We start from the raw sequence: 17,530 nt of genomic DNA, 5'->3' as shown, positions 1-17,530 counted from the left end.
GTTCGCAACCAGGGCTCCGGCCAGGAAGAATCGGGGTGCGTGCCGCCATGGCGGTGCGGTGGTGAGACGCTGCACGGGGTCGCGTGGAACATGTGGCTTGGCGCGGCTCGTACGGGGAGGTGGCAGGCAGAGTGGTGGATCAGCTGACGCAGCACGATCCGCGGCGGATCGGGCCGTTCGAGGTGCTGGGACGGCTGGGTGCCGGCGGCATGGGGCTGGTCTATCTCGCGCGCTCGGCGTCCGGTCGGCGCGTGGCGATCAAGACCGTCCGGACGGAGCTGGCCGAGGACCAGCTGTTCCGGGTCCGCTTCACGCGTGAGGTGGAGGCGGCCCGCGCCGTCTCCGGCTTCTACACGGCCGCGGTCGTGGACGCCGACCCGCGCGCCGCCGTGCCGTGGCTGGCCACCGCGTACGTTCCCGCGCCCTCCCTCGAAGAGATAGTGAACGACTGCGGGCCGCTGCCGGCCCAGGCGGTGCGCTGGCTGGCAGCGGGTGTGGCCGAGGCGCTCCAGTCCATCCACGGTGCCGGGCTGGTGCACCGGGACCTCAAGCCGTCGAACGTCCTGGTCGTCGAGGACGGCCCCCGGGTGATCGACTTCGGCATCGCGTCGGGCGTTTCGAACACGCGTTTGACGATGACGAATGTCGCCGTCGGCACGCCCGCCTACATGTCGCCCGAGCAGGCCAAGGACTCCCGCAGCGTCACGGGCGCGAGCGACGTCTTCTCCCTCGGCTCCATGCTGGTCTTCGCCGCCACCGGACACCCGCCCTTCCACGGCGCCAACCCGGTCGAGACGGTCTTCATGCTGCTGCGCGAGGGCCCGGACCTGGAGGGTCTCCCGGACGAGCTGCGTCCGCTCATCGAGTCCTGTATGCAGATGGACCCGACGGCCCGCCCCAACCCGGCCGACCTGCAGGCCCAGCTGGCTCCCCACCTCTTCGGCTCCGGCTCCGACGACAGCGGCACGGCCTCGGCGTGGCTGCCCGAGCGGGCGGTGAGCCTGATCGAGTCCCGCCGCAACGGCCGGCCGGCCGGCAAGCCCGCCCCCGGCGCCGGACGCAGCGGCGGCGGACGCCCCGGGCCCGGCCCGGCCCCGGGCCCTGCGCCCATCCCGCCCCCGCCCTCGCACGACCCCGTCGTCCCGGCGCCCGTGCCCGTCGGGGGCCCCGACACCGGCCCGGTGCGGCTGGCCGGCGCCCAGGTGCCCATCGGCCCGGGCCCGCGCGTCGCGGACGTCCGTGCCGCCGCCGTCAAGGCACCCCCTCCGGAGGCCGCCCTCGCCGCCTCCTGGTCCAAGCCCCGCACCGGCGTCAACGGCACGGACCCTGCCGTGGGCCCTGCCGTCGCCGCACCCCCGGCCCCGGCCGCGCCGCCCGAACAGGCGAGCGGCTGGCGGCCCTGGCGGTTCCGTATGTCGAACGACGTCTGGGGCACCCCGTCCGTCGACGGCGACCTGGTCTACGTCACCTCCTTCGAGGTGCACGCCCTGGACGTGGCCACCGGTCGCCGCCGCTTCAAGACCCGGGACGTCGCATGGTCCATGGCGGTCGCGGACGGCCGTATCCACGCGTCCGACGGGCCCACGCTGTTCGCCCTCGACGCCCGCGAGGGCGCCGACCTGTGGCGCCTGCAGACGGACGCCTGGGTCTACTCGCTCAAGGCCGGCCGCGGCACCGTCGTCACCGGCACCCGGGGCGGCGGCGTCCAGGGCTGGGAGGCCTCGAACGGCCAGAAGCTCTGGGAGGTCACCGGCTGCCAGAGCGACTTCGAGTCGCCCGAGGCCGGACCCGCCCTGCACGACGGCACGGTCTACGTGTGGCAGGACGCCCGGCTGCGCGCCCTGGACGCCCGCACCGGCGACGAGCGCTGGTCGTACCCCATCGGCGACGCGGCCTCCTGCGGCGGCGTCCCGGTCCGGATCGCCCAGGCGTCCGACGGCTACGTCTACGTCTGCGCCGGCACCCGCGTCCTCGCCCTCGACGTGGCCGCCGGGCACGTGAAGTGGCACTTCGAGGCCCCGGCCGTCTTCCTCTCCCCGCCCACCTTCGTCCCCGGCCCGGCCGTCACCGGCGGCGGCATCTACCTGGCCGACTACCTCGGCACGGTCTACGCCCTCGACGCCACCGACGGCCGTGACCGCTGGCGCATCGCCACCGAGTCCCGGGCGTCCGTCGACCCCGTGCTGGTCGCCGCCGGCCATGTCCACGTGGGCAGCGGCAAGGGCCTCTACACCCTCGACGCGGTCACCGGCACACCCAAGTGGCGCTTCCAGGCGGGCGGCGACATCGTGGGCGCCCCCTCGGTGGCCGAGGGCCGGATCCACTTCGGCTCCACCGACCACCTGCTCTACACCCTGAAGGCCGACGACGGCCGGCTCCGCTGGAAGCTCGCCACCGGCGGCGAGATCACCGGCTCCCCGGTCGTCCAGGACGGAGTGGTGTACGCGTGCAGCAAGGACCGCTGCGTGTACGCGCTGGACGCGGAGAAGGGCACGGGCACGGCGCGCACGAGCTAGGGGCTTCTGATGGATCTCCGCGGCGTCGCGGCGTTCGGCACGCACTCTCGCCGCACCGGACAAAAACCCTGGTAGCTCCGCTACGAGGCCTTCCGCCCGGCACGCCGAGAGCACGCACCGAACGCCGCTCCTTCTTCCACGGAGATCCATCAGAAGCCCCCTTGGGACTGATCCGGACAGGGCGTCAGTCCCGCAGCTCCGTCAGGAAGTCGAGCAGCGCCTCGGTCACCTCGGCGGGCCGCTCCTGCTGCGTCCAGTGGCCGCAGCCCGGCAGCACGAGCGGCTTCCGGCGCAGGTCGGGCATCAACTCGGGCAGCTTCTCGATCAGTTCGGGCGTGCCCGGGAAGGCCGGGACCAGGTCCCGGTCGCCGTACACGTACAGCGCGGGCGGGGAGACGACCGCTCCCTGCCAGGGGGCGGTGAGCTCCCAGTTGCGGTCCAGGTTCCGGTACCAGTTGAGCGCGCCGGTGAAGCCCTGCGCGTAGCTGTCGGTGAGGACGTCGAGGTCCTCCTCGGTCAGCCAGTCGGGCAGCACCTCGGGGTCGGGCGCGTCCGCCAGCCAGCCCCGCTCCAGGTCGACCAGGGCCTGCTCGGGGCGCCCGGCGCCCGGTGCGTCGCCCGAGGCGGAGTACAGCAGCTTGCGCAGGGTGGCGCGGGTGTCGGCGGTGAACTCGGCCTCGGCGAGCCCGGGCTGCTCGAAGTAGTTCCAGTAGAAGCGCCCCTCGAACCGCTCCCGCATGGTTGTGAGCGGCGGCTGCCCGCCACGGAACGGCGGCGGCACGCTCAGCCCCGCAACCCCGCGCACCACGTCCGGCCGCAGCAGCGCGGTGTGCCAGGCCACCGGCGCTCCCCAGTCGTGCCCGACGACGAACGCCCGCTCCTCACCCAGCGCGTGGACCAGCCCGACCACGTCGCCCACCAGGTGGAAGATGCTGTACGCGGCCACGTCCTCGGGGTGATCGCTGCGCCCGTACCCGCGCTGGTCGGGCGCGACCACCCGGTAACCGGCCTCGGCCAGCGGCCGGAACTGGTGCCGCCAGGAGTGCCAGGACTCCGGGAACCCGTGCAGCAGCACCACGAGCGGGCCCTCGCCCTGCTCCGCGATGTGCAGCCGTATGCCGTTCACGTCGATCATCCGATGCTCAACCACCCGACGAGCATACGCGTGTACGAGTAAACGATTTCCAAACGCAACCGGTATTGCCTAGCGCGACCGGTACTCGCGCCGCCGCCCCGCGAACAGCCGGACCTGTTCCTCACCCGCCGCGTTCCCGAGCGCGATGAGATGCGGCGCCTGTGCGACGCCCCGGGACCGCCCCGCCTCGCTCGCGGCCCACAGCGCCCGCACGGTCCCCTGCACGGCCTCCGTCGGATACCCGGCGATCACGGCGGCGCACGCACGCGCCGCCCCCAACGCCTCACCCCGCACGACGAGTTCCGACACCAGCCCGACCTCGTACGCCCGCCGCGCGGAGATCCGCTCCGCCGTCCCCATCAACGCCATCCGCGCGACCTCCCCGTACGGCATGCGCTGCGCCATCATGACGGACTCGTAGGCGCTGACCATGCCGTAGGTGGTGTGCGGGTCGAAGAAGGCGGCGGTGGTGTCGGCGACCACGAACTCCGCCTCCCCGAGCAGGTAGAAGGCACCCCCGCAGGCCATCCCGCGCACGGCGGCGACGACCGGCTTCCACAGGTCGTTCGCCTTCGGCCCGATGCCGAGCAGCGGATCGTCCTGCGCGTACGGCGAGCTCGGCTGCGGCACGACGGCGTCCCGGTCGATGCCCGTACAGAACGCACGCTCACCGGCGCCGGTGAGGACGACGGCCCGCACAGAATCGTCGAACCGCAACTCCCGCCAGACCCGGGCGAGTTCACCGGCCATCTCCAGGTCGACGGCGTTGAGCCGGTCCGGCCGGTTCAGGGTGACGACGGCGACCCCGCTGTCCTCGTCGGCACTGACCAGCACCCTGCTCATGACCGCTCCGGAATCCACCGGGGAAGCCCTTCGGCGAAGTCGGCCCGCACCCGGGTGCCGATCCGAAGGCGGTCCGTGGCAAGGGAGTTGATCGGCTGACCGGGTCCGGCGACGAGGTTGCCGACGAGCCGGATGCGCGGCGCCTCGTCGAGCTCGACGACGACCACGTTGTACGGCGCCAGCTCGGCATAGCCGGGCAGCAGCGGCGGATGCGGGACGACGTACGACCAGACGCGGCCCCGGCCGGACAACCGGTGCCACTCGGCCTCGAAGGACTGGCAGTGCGGGCAGCAGGGCCGGGGCGGGAAACGGAGCTCACCGCAGCCGGCACAGGCCTGGACACGGAGCTCGCCCCGGGCGGCGTACTCCCAGAACGGGGCACCGTCGGTGTCGGTGACGGGACGCAGCATCTCAACTCCTCAGCAGAAGGGCGGAGGTGGGCACTCCTTCACCCGCCGTGACCAGGCAGGCCGACGCGCCCGGCACCTGCGCGGTACTGGTCCCGCGCAACTGCTTCACGCCTTCGTTGACGAGGTTGAAGCCGTGGACATAGGCCTCGGACAGCCCGCCCCCGCCGGTGTTCACGGGCAGCAGCCCGCCGGTCTCCAGCGCCCCACCCTCGGTGAACGCCCCGCCCTCGCCCCGCCCGCAGAAGCCGTAGCCCTCCAGCGACAGCAGGACCAGAGGCGTGAAGGCGTCGTAGATCTGGGCGACGTCCACGTCCTGGGGCGTCAGGTCGGAGTGCTTCCACAGGTGCCGGGCGGCGGTCCAGGCCGGTCCGGTGAGGGGGTCGTCGTTCCAGTAGTTGACCATGCCGTGGTGCTGGGCGGGGAGCGACTGGGCGGCGGAATGGACGTAGACGGGTTTCCGGCGGCAGTCCCGGGCGCGCTCGGCGGAGACGACGACACAGGCCAGCGCCCCGTCCGTCTCCAGGCAGTTGTCGAAGAGGCAGAGGGGCTCGCTGATCCAGCGGGACGTCATGTACATCTCGCGGGTCAGGGGCCGGTCGTACATGATCGCGGCGGGGTTCTGGTTGGCGCGGTTGCGGCAGGCCAGGGCGACGTTGAACAGGTGATCGCGGGTGGCGCCGTACTCGTGCATGTAGCGACGGGCGAGCATGGCGATCTCGTCGGCCGGCCGGAGCAGCCCGAACGGCCGGGTCCACTGGGCCGGGGTCGGCAGCTGGACGGCCGTGTTGGTCCACGGCCGGGGCCCGCTGCCCCGCTTGCGCGACCGCCAGGCGACCCCGACGCTCGCCTGGCCGGTGGCGACGGCGGCGGCGAGATGGGCGACGGTGGCACACGAACCGCCGCCTCCGTAGCCGACCTTGCTGAAGAAGGTGAGGTCGCCGAAGCCGCAGGCCTTCGCCAGCTCGACCTCGTCCGTCTCCTCCATGGTGTAGGAGGCGAGGGCGTCGACCTCGCCGGGCGCGATCCCGGCGTCGTCGAGGGCGGCCAGGACGGCACGGCAGGCGAGGGTGCGTTCGTCCTCGGGGAGCCGCTTGGCGAAGGGCGTCTGGCCTATGCCGACGATGGCGGTGGCGTCCTTGAGGCCTCCCGATCCTGCTGCCATGCTGCGCGCACCTCCGGGGCCGAACGGTCGCTGACAGATCGTCAGGTTACCGATAATCTGACGAGCAGTCAGCTCCTATGTCTTCGGGAGGCGCGCTGTGCGAGCGGATACGGAGTGGGGAAGCATCCCGGGCCTGGTGCGGGCGGCCGCCGAGAGGTACGCGGACGCCGAGGCGGTCGTCGAGGGCCGCACCCGGATCACCTACGCGGAACTGGGCGCCCGTGTGGAGCGCGCGGCGGCGGCCTGCCTGGCGAACGGCATCCGACCGGGCGACCGGGTCGGCATCTGGGCGCCGAACACGCTCGACTGGATCGTCAGCGCCCTGGGCGCGGTCTCGGCAGGCGCGGTGCTCGTGCCGTTGAACACACGTTTCAAGGGCGCGGAGGCGGCGGACGTCCTGCGCCGCAGCGGGGCGCGGCTGCTGTTCGTGACGGGCACGTTCCTCGGCACGTCGTACGTGGCGTCGCTGCGCAGGGCGGCGGGACAGGGCCCGGGCCTCGGCCCGCTGCCCGGCCTGCCGGCCCTGGAGCACGTGGTGGTCCTCTCGGAGGACGCCCCGGCCGACTTCCTCACCTGGAAGGACTTCCTGGCGAGCGGAGAGGCGGTCGGGGCGGCGCAGGTGCGGGCGAGGGCGGAGGCGGTCGACGGCTCCCGGCCCTCGGACATCGTCATCACCTCGGGCACGACGGGCCGCCCGAAGGGCGCGGTCATCACCCACGCGCAGACGCTGCGGGCGTACGGCATCTGGAGCGAGCTGGCGGGCCTGACCCGGGGCGACCGCTACCTCATCGTCAACCCGTTCTTCCACACCTTCGGCTACAAGGCCGGGGTGATCGCCTGCCTGATCCGGGGCGCGACGATGATCCCCCAGCCGGTGTTCAACGTGAACACGGTCCTGGCCAACATCGCGGCGGAACGGGTCTCCGTGCTCCCCGGCCCCCCGACCCTCCTCCAGTCCCTCCTGGACCACCCGGCACGGGACGCGCACGACCTGTCGGCACTGCGCCTCGTGGTGACGGGAGCGGCGGTGGTGCCGCTGAGACTCGTCGAGCGGCTGCGTGGGGAACTCGGCATCGGCACGGTCCTGACGGCCTACGGCCTCTCCGAGGCCGGCGGCGTCGTCACGATGTGCCGGCGCGGCGACGACCCGGCGGTGATCGCGTCGACGTCGGGCCGCGCGATCCCCGGCACCCAGGTGCGGGTCGTGAACTCCCGGGGCGAGCCCCAGGAACCGGGCAGGCCGGGCGAGGTCCTGGTCCGCGGCTTCAACGTCATGACCGGCTACCACGAGGACGAGGCCGCCACCGCCGAGGTGCTGACGGAGGACGGCTGGCTGCGCACGGGCGACGTCGGCGTCCTGGACGCCGCGGGCAACCTGCGCATCACCGACCGCCTCAAGGACATGTTCATCGTCGGCGGCTTCAACGCCTACCCCGCCGAGATAGAGCAACTCCTGGGCCTGCACCCGGACGTGGCTGACGTCGCGGTGATCGGCGTACCCGACGCCCGGCTGGGGGAGGTCGGCAGGGCCTACGTCGTACGGCGCCCGGGCGCACTTGTGACGGCGGACGACCTGATCGCCTGGTCCCGCAGGGAGATGGCCAACTACAAGGTCCCGAGGACGGTGGAGTTCGTGGCGGAGCTGCCCCGCAACGCGAGCGGAAAGGTCGTGAAGGGGGCGCTGCGGGACGGCCTCCTCAGCGGCTGACCGGCGGCAGCGGCGGGGTCCCGGTGACGGACATGACCAGGGAGTAGAGGGTGGTGTCGGCGGCGATGAACAGCCGGTTGCGCCGGGCGCCGCCGAAGCGGATGTTGGCGACGGTGCCGGGCACGAGGATGCGGCCGAGGAGCGTGCCGTCGGGGTCGTAGCAGTGCACACCGCCGTGCATGGCGGCGGCCCACAGGCGTCCCTCGTCGTCGAACCGGATGTTGTCGAAGTTGCCGCTGCGGCACTCGGCGAAGACGTCGCCGCCGGTCAGGGTGCCGTTCGGCCGGACGTCGAAGACGCGGATGTGATTGGCCACGCTGTCCGACACGTACAGCTTGCGCTCGTCGGGGGAGAACACCAGCCCGTTGGGGCCCTGGAACCCCTCGGCGGCCACGCGCACCTCGCCGCTGCCGGGGTCCACGCGGTACACGTTCCGGGCGCCGATCTCGCTCTGCGCGCGGTGCCCCTCGTAGTCGGTCGCGATCCCGAACTCGGGATCGGAGAACCACACCGACCCGTCGGACCTCACGACGGCGTCGTTCGGACTGTTGAGCCGCTTCCCCCGGAACCGCTCGGCGATCACGGTGACCGAGCCGTCGTGCTCGGTCCGGGTCACCCGCCGGTTGCCCTGCTCGCAGGTGATGAGCCGGCCCTGGCCGTCCAGGGTGTTGCCGTTGGGATACCCGGCGGGCGAGCGGAACACCCCGACGGACCCCGTGGTCTCGTCCCACCGCAGCAGCCGGTCGTTCGGGATGTCGCTCCACAGCAGATACCGCCCGGCCGGCACGTACACCGGCCCCTCGGCCCACCGGCACCCCTCGAACAACGTCTCCAGCCGCGAGTCCCCCGCCTGACACCGGCCGGTCCGGAACCGCTCGTCGAGCGTCTCGTACGTCTGCGGTTGTTCGCCGGGCATACCCCGCCACCTCCACCCTCGGTCCGACTCCTGATCTGCCGGACCACTATGCCGCCCGGCGCCACCACTCACCCCCGCAAACACGGGAAACTGGAGCGTTTGGGCGCCTTGCGGCCCCCGCTGCCCGGAAAGCTCACCTGCCTCGTGGCCCGATCGCTCCACCCCTCCTCCGGATCCCGGCGCGGAGCGAAGTCCCCTGGAAGCGGAGAGAGTGTGCGGACCTTGTGGACTCCCGTGCGCCGCCCTGTGATCGGTGTCCCCCACGGCTGACGTATCCGCCGCGCACAAGGCAAACTGGCGTGGTTGCTCAGGATGTCTAGGGGGACTGCATGGACGGTGTACCGGACGGTGTACCGCGCGTACCGGAGCAGCGGCGTTCCGACTCCTCGGCACAGCCGCCGAAGTCACCGGAGTCGGGGGAGTCGGGGGAATCGGGGGGATCGACGGCGCGGGCGGCGTTGCGCTTCGGCGTGCTCGGGCCGGTGCGCGCCTGGCGGGGCGACGAGCCGCTCACCACCGGTTCCCCCCAGCAGCGCGCCCTGCTCGCCGCCCTGCTGCTGCGCGAGGGCCGTACCGCCACGGCCGCGGAGCTGATCGACGCCCTGTGGGGCGAGGACCCGCCCTCGCAGGCCCTGGCGGCGCTGCGGACGTACGCCTCCCGTCTGCGCAAGGTGCTGGACTCCGGCGTCCTGGTCAGCGAATCCGGCGGATACGCGATACGGGGCCTCGGCGACGGTGCCCTGGACCTGGCCGTCGCCCAGGACCTGGCGACCGAGGCGGAGAAGGCCCGGTCGGCCGGCGATCTCTGCCACGCCCGTGAGGTGCTGCGGCGGGCCCTCGCCCTGTGGGACGGGGAGACGCTGGCCGGCGTACCCGGCCCGTACGCGGAGGCACAGCGCGTCCGCCTGGAGGAGTGGCGGCTCCAACTCGCCGAATCCCGCCTGGACATGGACCTGGAGCAGGGCTGCCACGCGGAGGCGGTCTCGGAGCTCACCGCCCTCACCGCGGCCCATCCGCTCCGCGAGCGGCTCCGCGAACTGCTGATGCTGGCGCTGTACCGCAGCGGCCGCCAGGCCGAGGCCCTCGCGGTGTACGCCGACACGCGCCGTCTGCTCGCCGACGAACTGGGCGTGGACCCGCGCCCCGGCCTGAGCGAACTGCAACAGCGGATCCTCCAGGCCGACCCGGGACTGGCGGAGCCCTCCTCCCCCGCCCCCGAGCCGGCCTCCGTCCAGGTCCGCCCGGCCCAGCTGCCGGCGACGGTGCCGGACTTCACCGGCCGCTCCGGCTTCGTCCGCGAGCTCGGCGACATCCTGGCCTCCGCCGAGAACCGGGTCATGGCGGTCTCGGCCCTGGCCGGCATCGGCGGCGTGGGCAAGACGACCCTCGCGGTGCACGTGGCCCACCAGGCGCGCGGGGCGTTCCCGGACGGGCAGTTGTACGTCGACCTCCAGGGCGCGGGCGCCCGGGCGGCGGAGCCGGAGACGGTCCTGGGCTCCTTCCTGCGTGCCCTCGGCACGGCCGACTCGGCGATCCCCGACTCCCTGGAGGAGCGCGCGGCGCTGTACCGCTCGGTCCTGGCCGGCCGCCGCGTCCTGGTCCTGCTGGACAACGCCCGCGACGCCGCCCAGGTACGCCCCCTGCTGCCCGGCACGGACGGCTGCGCCGCCCTGGTCACCTCCCGGATGCGGATGGTGGACCTGGCGGGCGCCCATCTGATCGACCTGGACGTGATGGCGCCGGACGAGGCCCTGGCGCTGTTCACGAAGATCGTGGGCGAGGAGCGGGTGGCGTCCGAGCGGAAGGCCGCCCTGGACGTGGTGGCGGCCTGCGGCTTCCTGCCGCTCGCGATCCGCATCGCGGCCTCCCGCCTGGCGGCCCGCCGTACCTGGACGGTGTCGGTCCTCGCGGCGAAGCTCGCCGACGAACGCCGCCGCCTGGACGAACTCCAGGCCGGCGACCTGGCGGTGAAGGCCACCTTCGAGCTGGGCTACGGACAGCTGGAGCCCGCCCAGGCCCGCGCCTTCCGCCTGCTGGGCCTGGCCGACGGCCCGGACATCTCCCTCCCGGCCGCTGCGGCGATCCTGGACCTGCCCGTGGAGGACACCGAGGACCTCCTGGAATCCCTGGTGGACACCTCACTGCTCGAGTCGGCCGCTCCCGGCCGCTACCGCTTCCACGATCTGGTACGGCTCTACGCGCGTGCCTGTGCGGAAAGGGACGAGCTGCCGCCGAGCGAGCGGGGAGCGGCGCTGTCACGGCTGCTGGACTTCTACCTGGCGTCCGCGGCCGGGGTGTACGCGATCGAGCGGCCGGGAGACCGGCTGGTGGATCATCTGGCGGTCACGGTTCATCCGGGGTTGGTGTTCCCTGACCGGAGGGCTGCGCGGGACTGGCTCTACACCGAGGCGAACTGCCTGTTGGCCTTCGCCCGCCAGTCGGCGAGCTGTCCCGAGAGCCTCCCAAGGGCCATCGACCTCCTGTGGGCCGCGCTCGACCTCTCCGAGTCCGGCGCACACCCGAGGGAGTACGAAGCGACGGCAAGAGCACTGCTGGAGGCGGCACGGGAGGTGGGCGTTCCCCAAGTGGAAGCCCGCGCACTGATGACTCTGGCCCATGCGCACGTCGACGGCGGGCGCTTCGACATGGCGGACCAGGAAGCCGAGCAGGTGATACGCCTTGCCCGGCAGGCGAGTGACCTCCTCCCCGTGTGCTGGGGGCGCAACGCCCGCGGCATCATCGCGCTGTACCAGAACCGCAATGCGGACGGTGAGGATCACCTCTCCCATGCCATCCAGCACTTCCGCACACTGGGCGACCGTCCGGGAGAGGCCAGCGCACTGTGCAACCTGTCCCGCATCCACCTCGCGGCGGGGCGGACCCAGAGCGCGGTGGCACTGGCCCAGCAGGGCATCGAGATCTACGATGCCATGGGCAACTCCATGCGGGGTGCCAACGGCCGCTACGCACTGGGAATGGCACTCACCCAGAGCGGCGGGCTCACGGCGGCGGCGGACAGGCTCCACGAGGCGTTGGAGGTCTTCCGTGACAGCCGGCAGCGACTCTGGGAGGGCATGACCCTGTTCCGCCTCGCCGAAGTCGACATCGCCGCACGGCGCAACGCCCAAGCGGCGACCAACGCCGAACTCGCCCTGACGGTGCTGCGCGGCATCGGCGGTGAATGGCGGCGCGGCAACGTCCTCACGGTGCTGGGGCGCGCGCTTACAGGTATCGGGCAGACGGATCGCGCGCAGGCGTGCTGGCGGGAAGCTCTTCACATCTACGAGGGGTTGGGGGCCCCCGAGGCCATGGCCGTGCGGGAACTGCTGACCCCCGTGCAGGCGGTGTGACCGCCTGCGGGGCGTTCATCATTCGTTTATCGCCGGACGCCATTCTCGTACCAGTCGATCCGTCGCGTCGGGGGGCAGACGGGTCACTGGATAAGGGGCCCTGCCTGACGAACTAGGGTGAGCGGCCCAGGACGGCCCGTCCGGCCACCCGCGGGGGAGTGACCGGACGGGCTTCGCCGACCCACGGACAAACACATCAACGGGAGCCAGGACATGAGCGACGAGCCGGTCATCAAGCCGCAGGACATGCACGCCACGGGCACGACGGACACGGAGGCCGCCGTGAACGACGCGCAGACCGCCGACGGTGACGTGACCACCCAGGACATGCACGCCACCGATGAGCCCATGACCACGAAGGACATGCACGCCACGTCGGAGCCGTTCAAGCCGGCGAAGTAAACCATCTCCACACGGGGTTCGGCCGCGGCGGCGCGGAGGGGGAGCCGTCGCGGCCGAGGTGTGTCCCGAGCCGGCCCATCACGTCGTCCGGGCGGGCTCGTCCCACGCCAGTTCACACCAGACCGTCTTGCCGGCCTCCCCCTGCTCGACGCCCCACCGCAACGCCACCGCGTCGAGAAGGGCCAGGCCCCGGAAACGGCGCACGCCCACCCGTTCAGGTCGCCCTGGGTCCGATTGCGTGGCGCCCTGAAGGGCTGAGCCCGAGAGTTATCCACAGGTCGCCAAGTCGTGCCCCCATTCCTGCGATCTTGGCGGCATGGAGGAACGAAAGGCGCTGCGGGAGTTGGCACAAGGGGGTGTGCTGCTCACCTGCCGCGCCCTGGAATCCGGTTGGCCCGCGCGGAGCCTCACTCGTGCCCTCAGGGCGGAGGGCTGGAGCCGCCTGCGGTCGGGTGCCTGGGTGGAGCCGGGCCGGGCCGCGGACCTGCCCACGCGGCTCCGAGCCGTCCAGCTGCGCAACCCCCGGCTTGTCGTGAGTCACCGTTCCGCTGCCGCACTGTGGCGTATCGAGACCCTCACCCCGACGACCGAGGCGCGCCTGGAGTTCATCGACCCCGCCCTCAGCTTCCGGGGCAAGGTCAAGGACGTGCGCGTTCGTCGGACGCTCCTCGAGGGCGGGGACGTGGCGTTGCGGTACGGCCTGCGGCTCACGAGCCCGCTCCGGACCGTCGCTGACCTGCTTCGCTCGCTCCCGAGGGACGACGCGCTCGTAGCCCTGGAGTCGGCGGTGACCTACCGCCGGGTCGGCGATGCGCGGCGGGCGCCCCTTGTCGCCCTGGACGCGGTGGTGGCGGCGCTGGCTTCCCCGTCGCAGGGATCGGCGAGAGCCCGCCGGTGGCTCGACCTGTGCGACCCCCAGGCCGGGTCGCCGGCCGAGACCGTGGCCCGCCTGCGCATGGCCGACGCCGGCCTCCGGCCCGAGAGCCAGGTCCAGCTCTTCACCCCTCTCGGCCGACGAGTCGTCCTCGACTTCCTCTTCCGGCGTGAGGGGCTGGCGGTCGAGATCGAGGGGTACGCCTACCACGGCACACGCGAGGCTCATCGACGGGACGTCTCGCGCTTCAACCAGGTCCTTCAGTGCCCCGAGGTGCGCAGTCTGCTGCGCTTCACCGCCCAGGACGTGTTCCGGAACCCGGACCGAATGACCACCGAAATCCGCGCGGCCTTGATGGCTTCGGGGTGAAGGGCCGGGGGATTGGAGCAGGTGGGCCAATGGGCTACGGACACGCCCAGGTGCGCTGCGGCTGACGGCGCCCAAACGCTCCGAGCCCACATAGCTGACGCTCCGTCAGATCAGCGCTACCGTGAGCGTCATGGACAACCACGAGAGCACGTTTCCGCTGATCATCTCCGTGGACGACCACACGGTGGAGCCCGCGACCGTCTGGCAGGACCGGCTCCCGGAGAAGTACCGGGGCGCCGGACCGCGGATCGTTCGTGCGCCCGTGAAGGAGATGACGTTCCTCGGCGGGCGTTTCAAGCCCGTCATGGGCGGGCCCGGCGACGAGGGTCCCGTCGGCGACTGGTGGGTCTACGAGGACCTCCGCCGGCCCCTGACCCGCCTCGACACCGCCGTCGGGTACGACAGGGACGAGATACGCCTGGAGGTCATCACCTACGAGCAGATGAGGCCCGGTTCCTACGACGTCCCGGCCCGGCTCGCCGACATGGACGTCAACCACGTCCAGTCCGCCCTCTGCTTCCCGACGTTCCCGCGTTTTTGCGGCCAGACCTTCACCGAGGCGAAGGACCACGAGCTGGGCCTGCTCTGCGTCCGCGCCTACAACGACTGGATGGTGGAGGAATGGTGCGGGCCGAAGGCGCACGGGCGGCTCATCCCGCTCACCCTCATCCCCCTGTGGGACCCCGAACTGGCGGCCGAGGAGGTCCGGCGCAACGCCGCACGCGGTGTCCGTGCCGTCGCCTTCTCCGAGATACCGCCGTACCTCGGGCTCCCCTCCATCCACACCGACGACTGGGACCCCTTCCTCGCCGCGTGCGACGAGACCGGCACGGTCGTCGCCATGCACATCGGCAGCAGCAGCCGTATGCCCTCCACCTCCGCCGACGCCCCGCCCGCCGTCGGCTCCACCATCACCTTCGCCAACTGCTGCTTCTCGATGGTCGACTGGCTGATGAGCGGCAAGTTCGAGCAGTTCCCGAATCTGAAAGTGATGTACGCGGAGGGGCAGATCGGCTGGATCCCCTACATCCTGGAGCGGGCCGATGTCGTGTGGGAGGAGAACCGCGGCTGGGGCGGCGTCGCCGACAAGGTGCACCGGCCGCCGTCCGAGCTGTTCGCCGAGCACGTCTACGGCTGCTTCTTCGACGACGCCTTCGGGCTGCGCAACCTGGACGCCATCGGGGTCGGGAACGTCCTCTACGAGACCGACTATCCCCACTCCGACTCCACCTGGCCCAAGTCCCGCGAGGTCGGCGAGGCGCAGATGGGGCACCTGGACCCGGAGGTGGTGGAGCGGATCGTGCGGCGGAACGCGATCGAGCTGCTGGGGCTGACCGACGACGGGCTGTGGGACGGGGCGCGGTGAGCCTGGCCTACGGGATCCAGCTCCCGGTCCAGTCCCAGAGCACGATCTACGCCGAACCCTGGGAAGCCGCCGCCGGACCCGAGGACCTCCTCGCCGTCGCCCGCGCCGCCGACCGCGCCGGCTTCGCCTACCTGGCGTGCTGCGACCACGTCGCCATCCCGCGCCGCCTCGCCTCCGCGATGAGCACGGTCTGGTACGACCCGGTCGCCACCCTCGCCTTCCTCGCGGCGGCCACCGAGCGGACCCGGCTGCTCAGCCACGTCGCCGTGGTGGGGCTGCGGCATCCGCTGCTCACCGCCAAGCAGTACGCCACCCTCGACCATCTGTCGGGCGGCCGGCTGGTCCTCGGGGTCGGGGCCGGGCATGTCCGGGAGGAGTTCGAGGCGCTGGGGGCCGACTTCGAGCGGCGCGGGGCCGTGCTGGACGAGTCGATCGACGCCCTGCGCGCCGCCCTCGGGCCGCAGGAGTTCCCCGAACACCACGGCAAGCTGTACGACTTCGAGGGACTCGGGCAGCGGCCCCGCCCGGCGCAGGACCGTGTCCCCCTCTGGGTCGGCGGGTCCTCGCCCGCCGCCCTGCGACGGGCCGCGCTCAAGGGCGACGGCTGGCTGCCGCAGGGAGACCCGAGGGACCTGCTGCCGGACCGGATCGCGCGGATACGGCGGCTCAGGGAAGAGGCCGGGATCGAGGGGCCGTTCACCGTGGGCGCCATCGCCGAGCCCCTGTACGTCGGGACGGCGGGCTGGGACGTCGGGCGGCGGACGCTCGGCGGGCCCGCCGACGCCATCGCCGAGTCGTTGCGGGCCTTTTCCGCGATGGGGGTGGACCAGGTCCAGGTGCGGTTCCGCAGCCGCAGCCGGGACGAACTCGCCCAGCAGATCGGGCAGTTCGGGGAGGAGGTCGCGCCGCTGCTGTCGTAAGCGCGTTCCTTGAAAGCTTGAACATGTCCACGCCGGCCTCCGTATGTACGGACGTACGGACACGTACGGACTCGTACGGCTTCGGCGGAAGGACACAATGACGTGCGCACTTCCCGGAAACTCTCCGTCGCCCTCGCCTGCCCCGAGGGCACCTGGCCGCATCCCGACTGGCCGGCCCCGGACGACCCGTACGTCGAGCGGGTGGTGAGCCTGCGCCCGCCCCCGCCCTTCCGTATCCCGGGCGGCGTGGACGTCGTCGTCCTGCGCTGCGCCGAACCGGTTGACGCCCTGCGGGAGTTGCGGGCCGGCGGCGTGCCGCTGATCGTGATCGCTCCGCACCGGGACGCCGAGACCATCGTGGAGGTGTTCCGGGGCGGCGCCGGGTATCTGGTCGAGGGCGACTACTGCACCTGCATGCTCTCCTCTGCCGTCGTCGGGGCCACCATCGGGCACACCTACCTCTCCCCGGCGGCCTGCGCGGCCCTGCGCGAGGGGGCCCGCCGGGCGTCGTCCACGCACGACACGGCGCTGGAGCGGCTGCGCGGTAGGCTCTCGCCGCGCGAGCGGCAGATCATGGAGCTGCTGTCGACCGGGCTGGGCGCTCAGGAGATCGGGCTGCGGTTACGGCTGAGCGAGAAGACCGTCCGCAACAACCTCAGCAACATCTACGCCAAGCTGGACGCACGCGGCAGCACGGACGCGGTCCTGAGGTGGCTGGGAGCCGCGCCCGTGCTTCGCATCTGAGGACCTCGGAGGTTCTCCGGCTACGGCGCCGGAATCTCCGACAGCGGGATCTCGACGTCGGTGATGTTCTCGCCGGCCTCACCGAATCCCGGTTCGGACCTCAGGGCACGCGTGGAATTGAGCAGGCCCGACGCCTCAGGCGTGCCGCACTTCACGTTGCGCAGCCACAGCCGCCCGTCGGGGGTGCCGTTCCTCAGGATCTGCGGATAGAAGACGTGCACGCTCGTGGCGCCCTCGCTCGGGGAGAAGAAGACCTTGCCTCCGTCCTGCGCCTCCTTGTACGTGGCCTTGAGGTAGCCGCTCACGTCGGTGCGCTTCGCGGACCACATGAAGAACCCGATGCTGTCCGCCTGCACGGTGTCAGTCCTGCTGAACTGCAAGGTGGTGGTCTTGTCGTCACGCGTGATGTTGATCTCGGACGTGCTGAACTTCGCGCCGATCTCGAAGAAGGAATTGCCGAGTTTCGTGTCGACGGCCGCGGTGAATCCGTCCTCCAGCTGGATGGTCCTGGTGACGGACGTGCTCACGTTGAAGGTCTTCGAGGCGGTGCTTGTCGATCCGCAGTTGTCGGTCACCGCGGAGACGCGCTGATTGGGCCCGAGGCTGTCCCGCTTGAACTGGACGTCGACGAACTCGCAGTTCTCCAGCTTGTCCGAGTCCGCCGAGCAGTCGGCGGACACCTCGGAAGGGGTGGCGGCGCCCGCGGGGTTCATCAGCGGCACGGCCACCGCGACGGCCGCCAGCGGGGCCAGCGCGAGGGTGATGCGCTTCTTCTTGCTCCGGTGGCTTCTCGAGCGGCCGGTGCGTGTCATGGG

General features: G+C 72.0%; 15 protein-coding genes. 8 read left to right on the top strand and 7 right to left on the bottom strand.

The window, feature by feature from the left end; translation table 11 throughout:
- Positions 1–131: 131 nt before the first annotated feature.
- Positions 132–2,516, top strand: coding sequence for a PQQ-binding-like beta-propeller repeat protein (locus PV963_RS19750; protein ID WP_274817062.1), 2,385 nt, complete (start codon positions 132–134; stop codon positions 2,514–2,516).
- 184 nt (positions 2,517–2,700) lie between these two features.
- On the opposite strand, the gene PV963_RS19745 is transcribed toward PV963_RS19750, so the two are convergent.
- From PV963_RS19745 to PV963_RS19730, 4 genes are all read right to left on the bottom strand, one after another.
- Entirely contained in the window at positions 2,701–3,651 is a 951-nt protein-coding gene (locus PV963_RS19745) for an alpha/beta fold hydrolase (protein WP_274822068.1), read from the bottom strand.
- A 69-nt stretch (positions 3,652–3,720) separates the two neighbouring features.
- Positions 3,721–4,494, bottom strand: a complete 774-nt coding sequence (locus PV963_RS19740) for an enoyl-CoA hydratase/isomerase family protein (protein WP_274817061.1) — start codon at positions 4,492–4,494, stop codon at positions 3,721–3,723.
- Positions 4,491–4,904 (bottom strand): Zn-ribbon domain-containing OB-fold protein, encoded by a 414-nt coding sequence (locus PV963_RS19735; protein WP_274817060.1) that lies wholly within the window; start codon positions 4,902–4,904, stop codon positions 4,491–4,493. Before PV963_RS19735 ends, PV963_RS19740 begins: the two co-directional genes overlap by 4 nt.
- Position 4,905: 1 nt before the next feature.
- Positions 4,906–6,066 (bottom strand): lipid-transfer protein, encoded by a 1,161-nt coding sequence (locus PV963_RS19730; RefSeq protein WP_274817059.1) that lies wholly within the window; start codon positions 6,064–6,066, stop codon positions 4,906–4,908.
- Positions 6,067–6,163: 97 nt separating this feature from the next.
- Here PV963_RS19730 and PV963_RS19725 point away from each other — a divergent pair, with 97 nt between their 5' ends.
- Positions 6,164–7,774: a FadD3 family acyl-CoA ligase gene (locus PV963_RS19725; RefSeq protein ID WP_274817058.1), complete on the top strand. Its 1,611-nt coding sequence runs from the start codon at positions 6,164–6,166 to the stop codon at positions 7,772–7,774.
- On the opposite strand, the gene PV963_RS19720 is transcribed toward PV963_RS19725, so the two are convergent.
- On the bottom strand, positions 7,764–8,690 hold the full coding sequence (locus PV963_RS19720) for an SMP-30/gluconolactonase/LRE family protein (protein ID WP_274817057.1): 927 nt from the start codon (positions 8,688–8,690) through the stop codon (positions 7,764–7,766). The two genes, PV963_RS19725 and PV963_RS19720, sit on opposite strands and share 11 nt — an antisense overlap.
- A 329-nt stretch (positions 8,691–9,019) precedes the next feature.
- Here PV963_RS19720 and PV963_RS19715 point away from each other — a divergent pair, with 329 nt between their 5' ends.
- Positions 9,020–12,040 carry an AfsR/SARP family transcriptional regulator gene (locus PV963_RS19715; protein ID WP_274817056.1) on the top strand — a complete coding sequence of 1,007 codons (3,021 nt, stop codon included), beginning with the start codon at positions 9,020–9,022 and terminating at the stop codon, positions 12,038–12,040.
- 213 nt (positions 12,041–12,253) lie between these two features.
- On the top strand, positions 12,254–12,442 hold the full coding sequence (locus tag PV963_RS19710) for a hypothetical protein (protein WP_274817055.1): 189 nt from the start codon (positions 12,254–12,256) through the stop codon (positions 12,440–12,442).
- Positions 12,443–12,520: 78 nt separating this feature from the next.
- On the opposite strand, the gene PV963_RS19705 is transcribed toward PV963_RS19710, so the two are convergent.
- On the bottom strand, positions 12,521–12,646 hold the full coding sequence (locus PV963_RS19705; protein ID WP_425540923.1) for a hypothetical protein: 126 nt from the start codon (positions 12,644–12,646) through the stop codon (positions 12,521–12,523).
- 112 nt (positions 12,647–12,758) lie between these two features.
- Between PV963_RS19705 and PV963_RS19700 the strand changes: the two genes are divergently transcribed.
- The 4 genes from PV963_RS19700 (at position 12,759) to PV963_RS19685 (ending at position 16,715) form a co-directional block, all read left to right on the top strand.
- Positions 12,759–13,685 (top strand): hypothetical protein, encoded by a 927-nt coding sequence (locus PV963_RS19700; protein WP_274817054.1) that lies wholly within the window; start codon positions 12,759–12,761, stop codon positions 13,683–13,685.
- 130 nt (positions 13,686–13,815) lie between these two features.
- Positions 13,816–15,051, top strand: a complete 1,236-nt coding sequence (locus PV963_RS19695) for an amidohydrolase family protein (RefSeq protein WP_274817053.1) — start codon at positions 13,816–13,818, stop codon at positions 15,049–15,051.
- Between the two features lie 2 nt (positions 15,052–15,053).
- Positions 15,054–15,971 (top strand): TIGR03619 family F420-dependent LLM class oxidoreductase, encoded by a 918-nt coding sequence (locus PV963_RS19690; protein WP_274822067.1) that lies wholly within the window; start codon positions 15,054–15,056, stop codon positions 15,969–15,971.
- 102 nt (positions 15,972–16,073) lie between these two features.
- Positions 16,074–16,715, top strand: coding sequence for a response regulator transcription factor (locus tag PV963_RS19685; protein WP_274817052.1), 642 nt, complete (start codon positions 16,074–16,076; stop codon positions 16,713–16,715).
- A gap of 20 nt (positions 16,716–16,735) precedes the next feature.
- Here PV963_RS19685 and PV963_RS19680 read toward each other — a convergent pair whose 3' ends face one another.
- Positions 16,736–17,527 (bottom strand): hypothetical protein, encoded by a 792-nt coding sequence (locus PV963_RS19680; protein ID WP_274817051.1) that lies wholly within the window; start codon positions 17,525–17,527, stop codon positions 16,736–16,738.
- Between the last annotated feature and the right edge of the window lie 3 nt (positions 17,528–17,530).

The sequence above is a fragment of the Streptomyces coeruleorubidus genome, from assembly GCF_028885415.1.
GTDB classification, from domain to species: Bacteria; Actinomycetota; Actinomycetes; order Streptomycetales; family Streptomycetaceae; genus Streptomyces; species Streptomyces coeruleorubidus_A.
The sequence above is the reverse complement of the archived record's forward strand: the minus strand, read 5'-3'. Positions and strand labels throughout refer to the sequence as shown.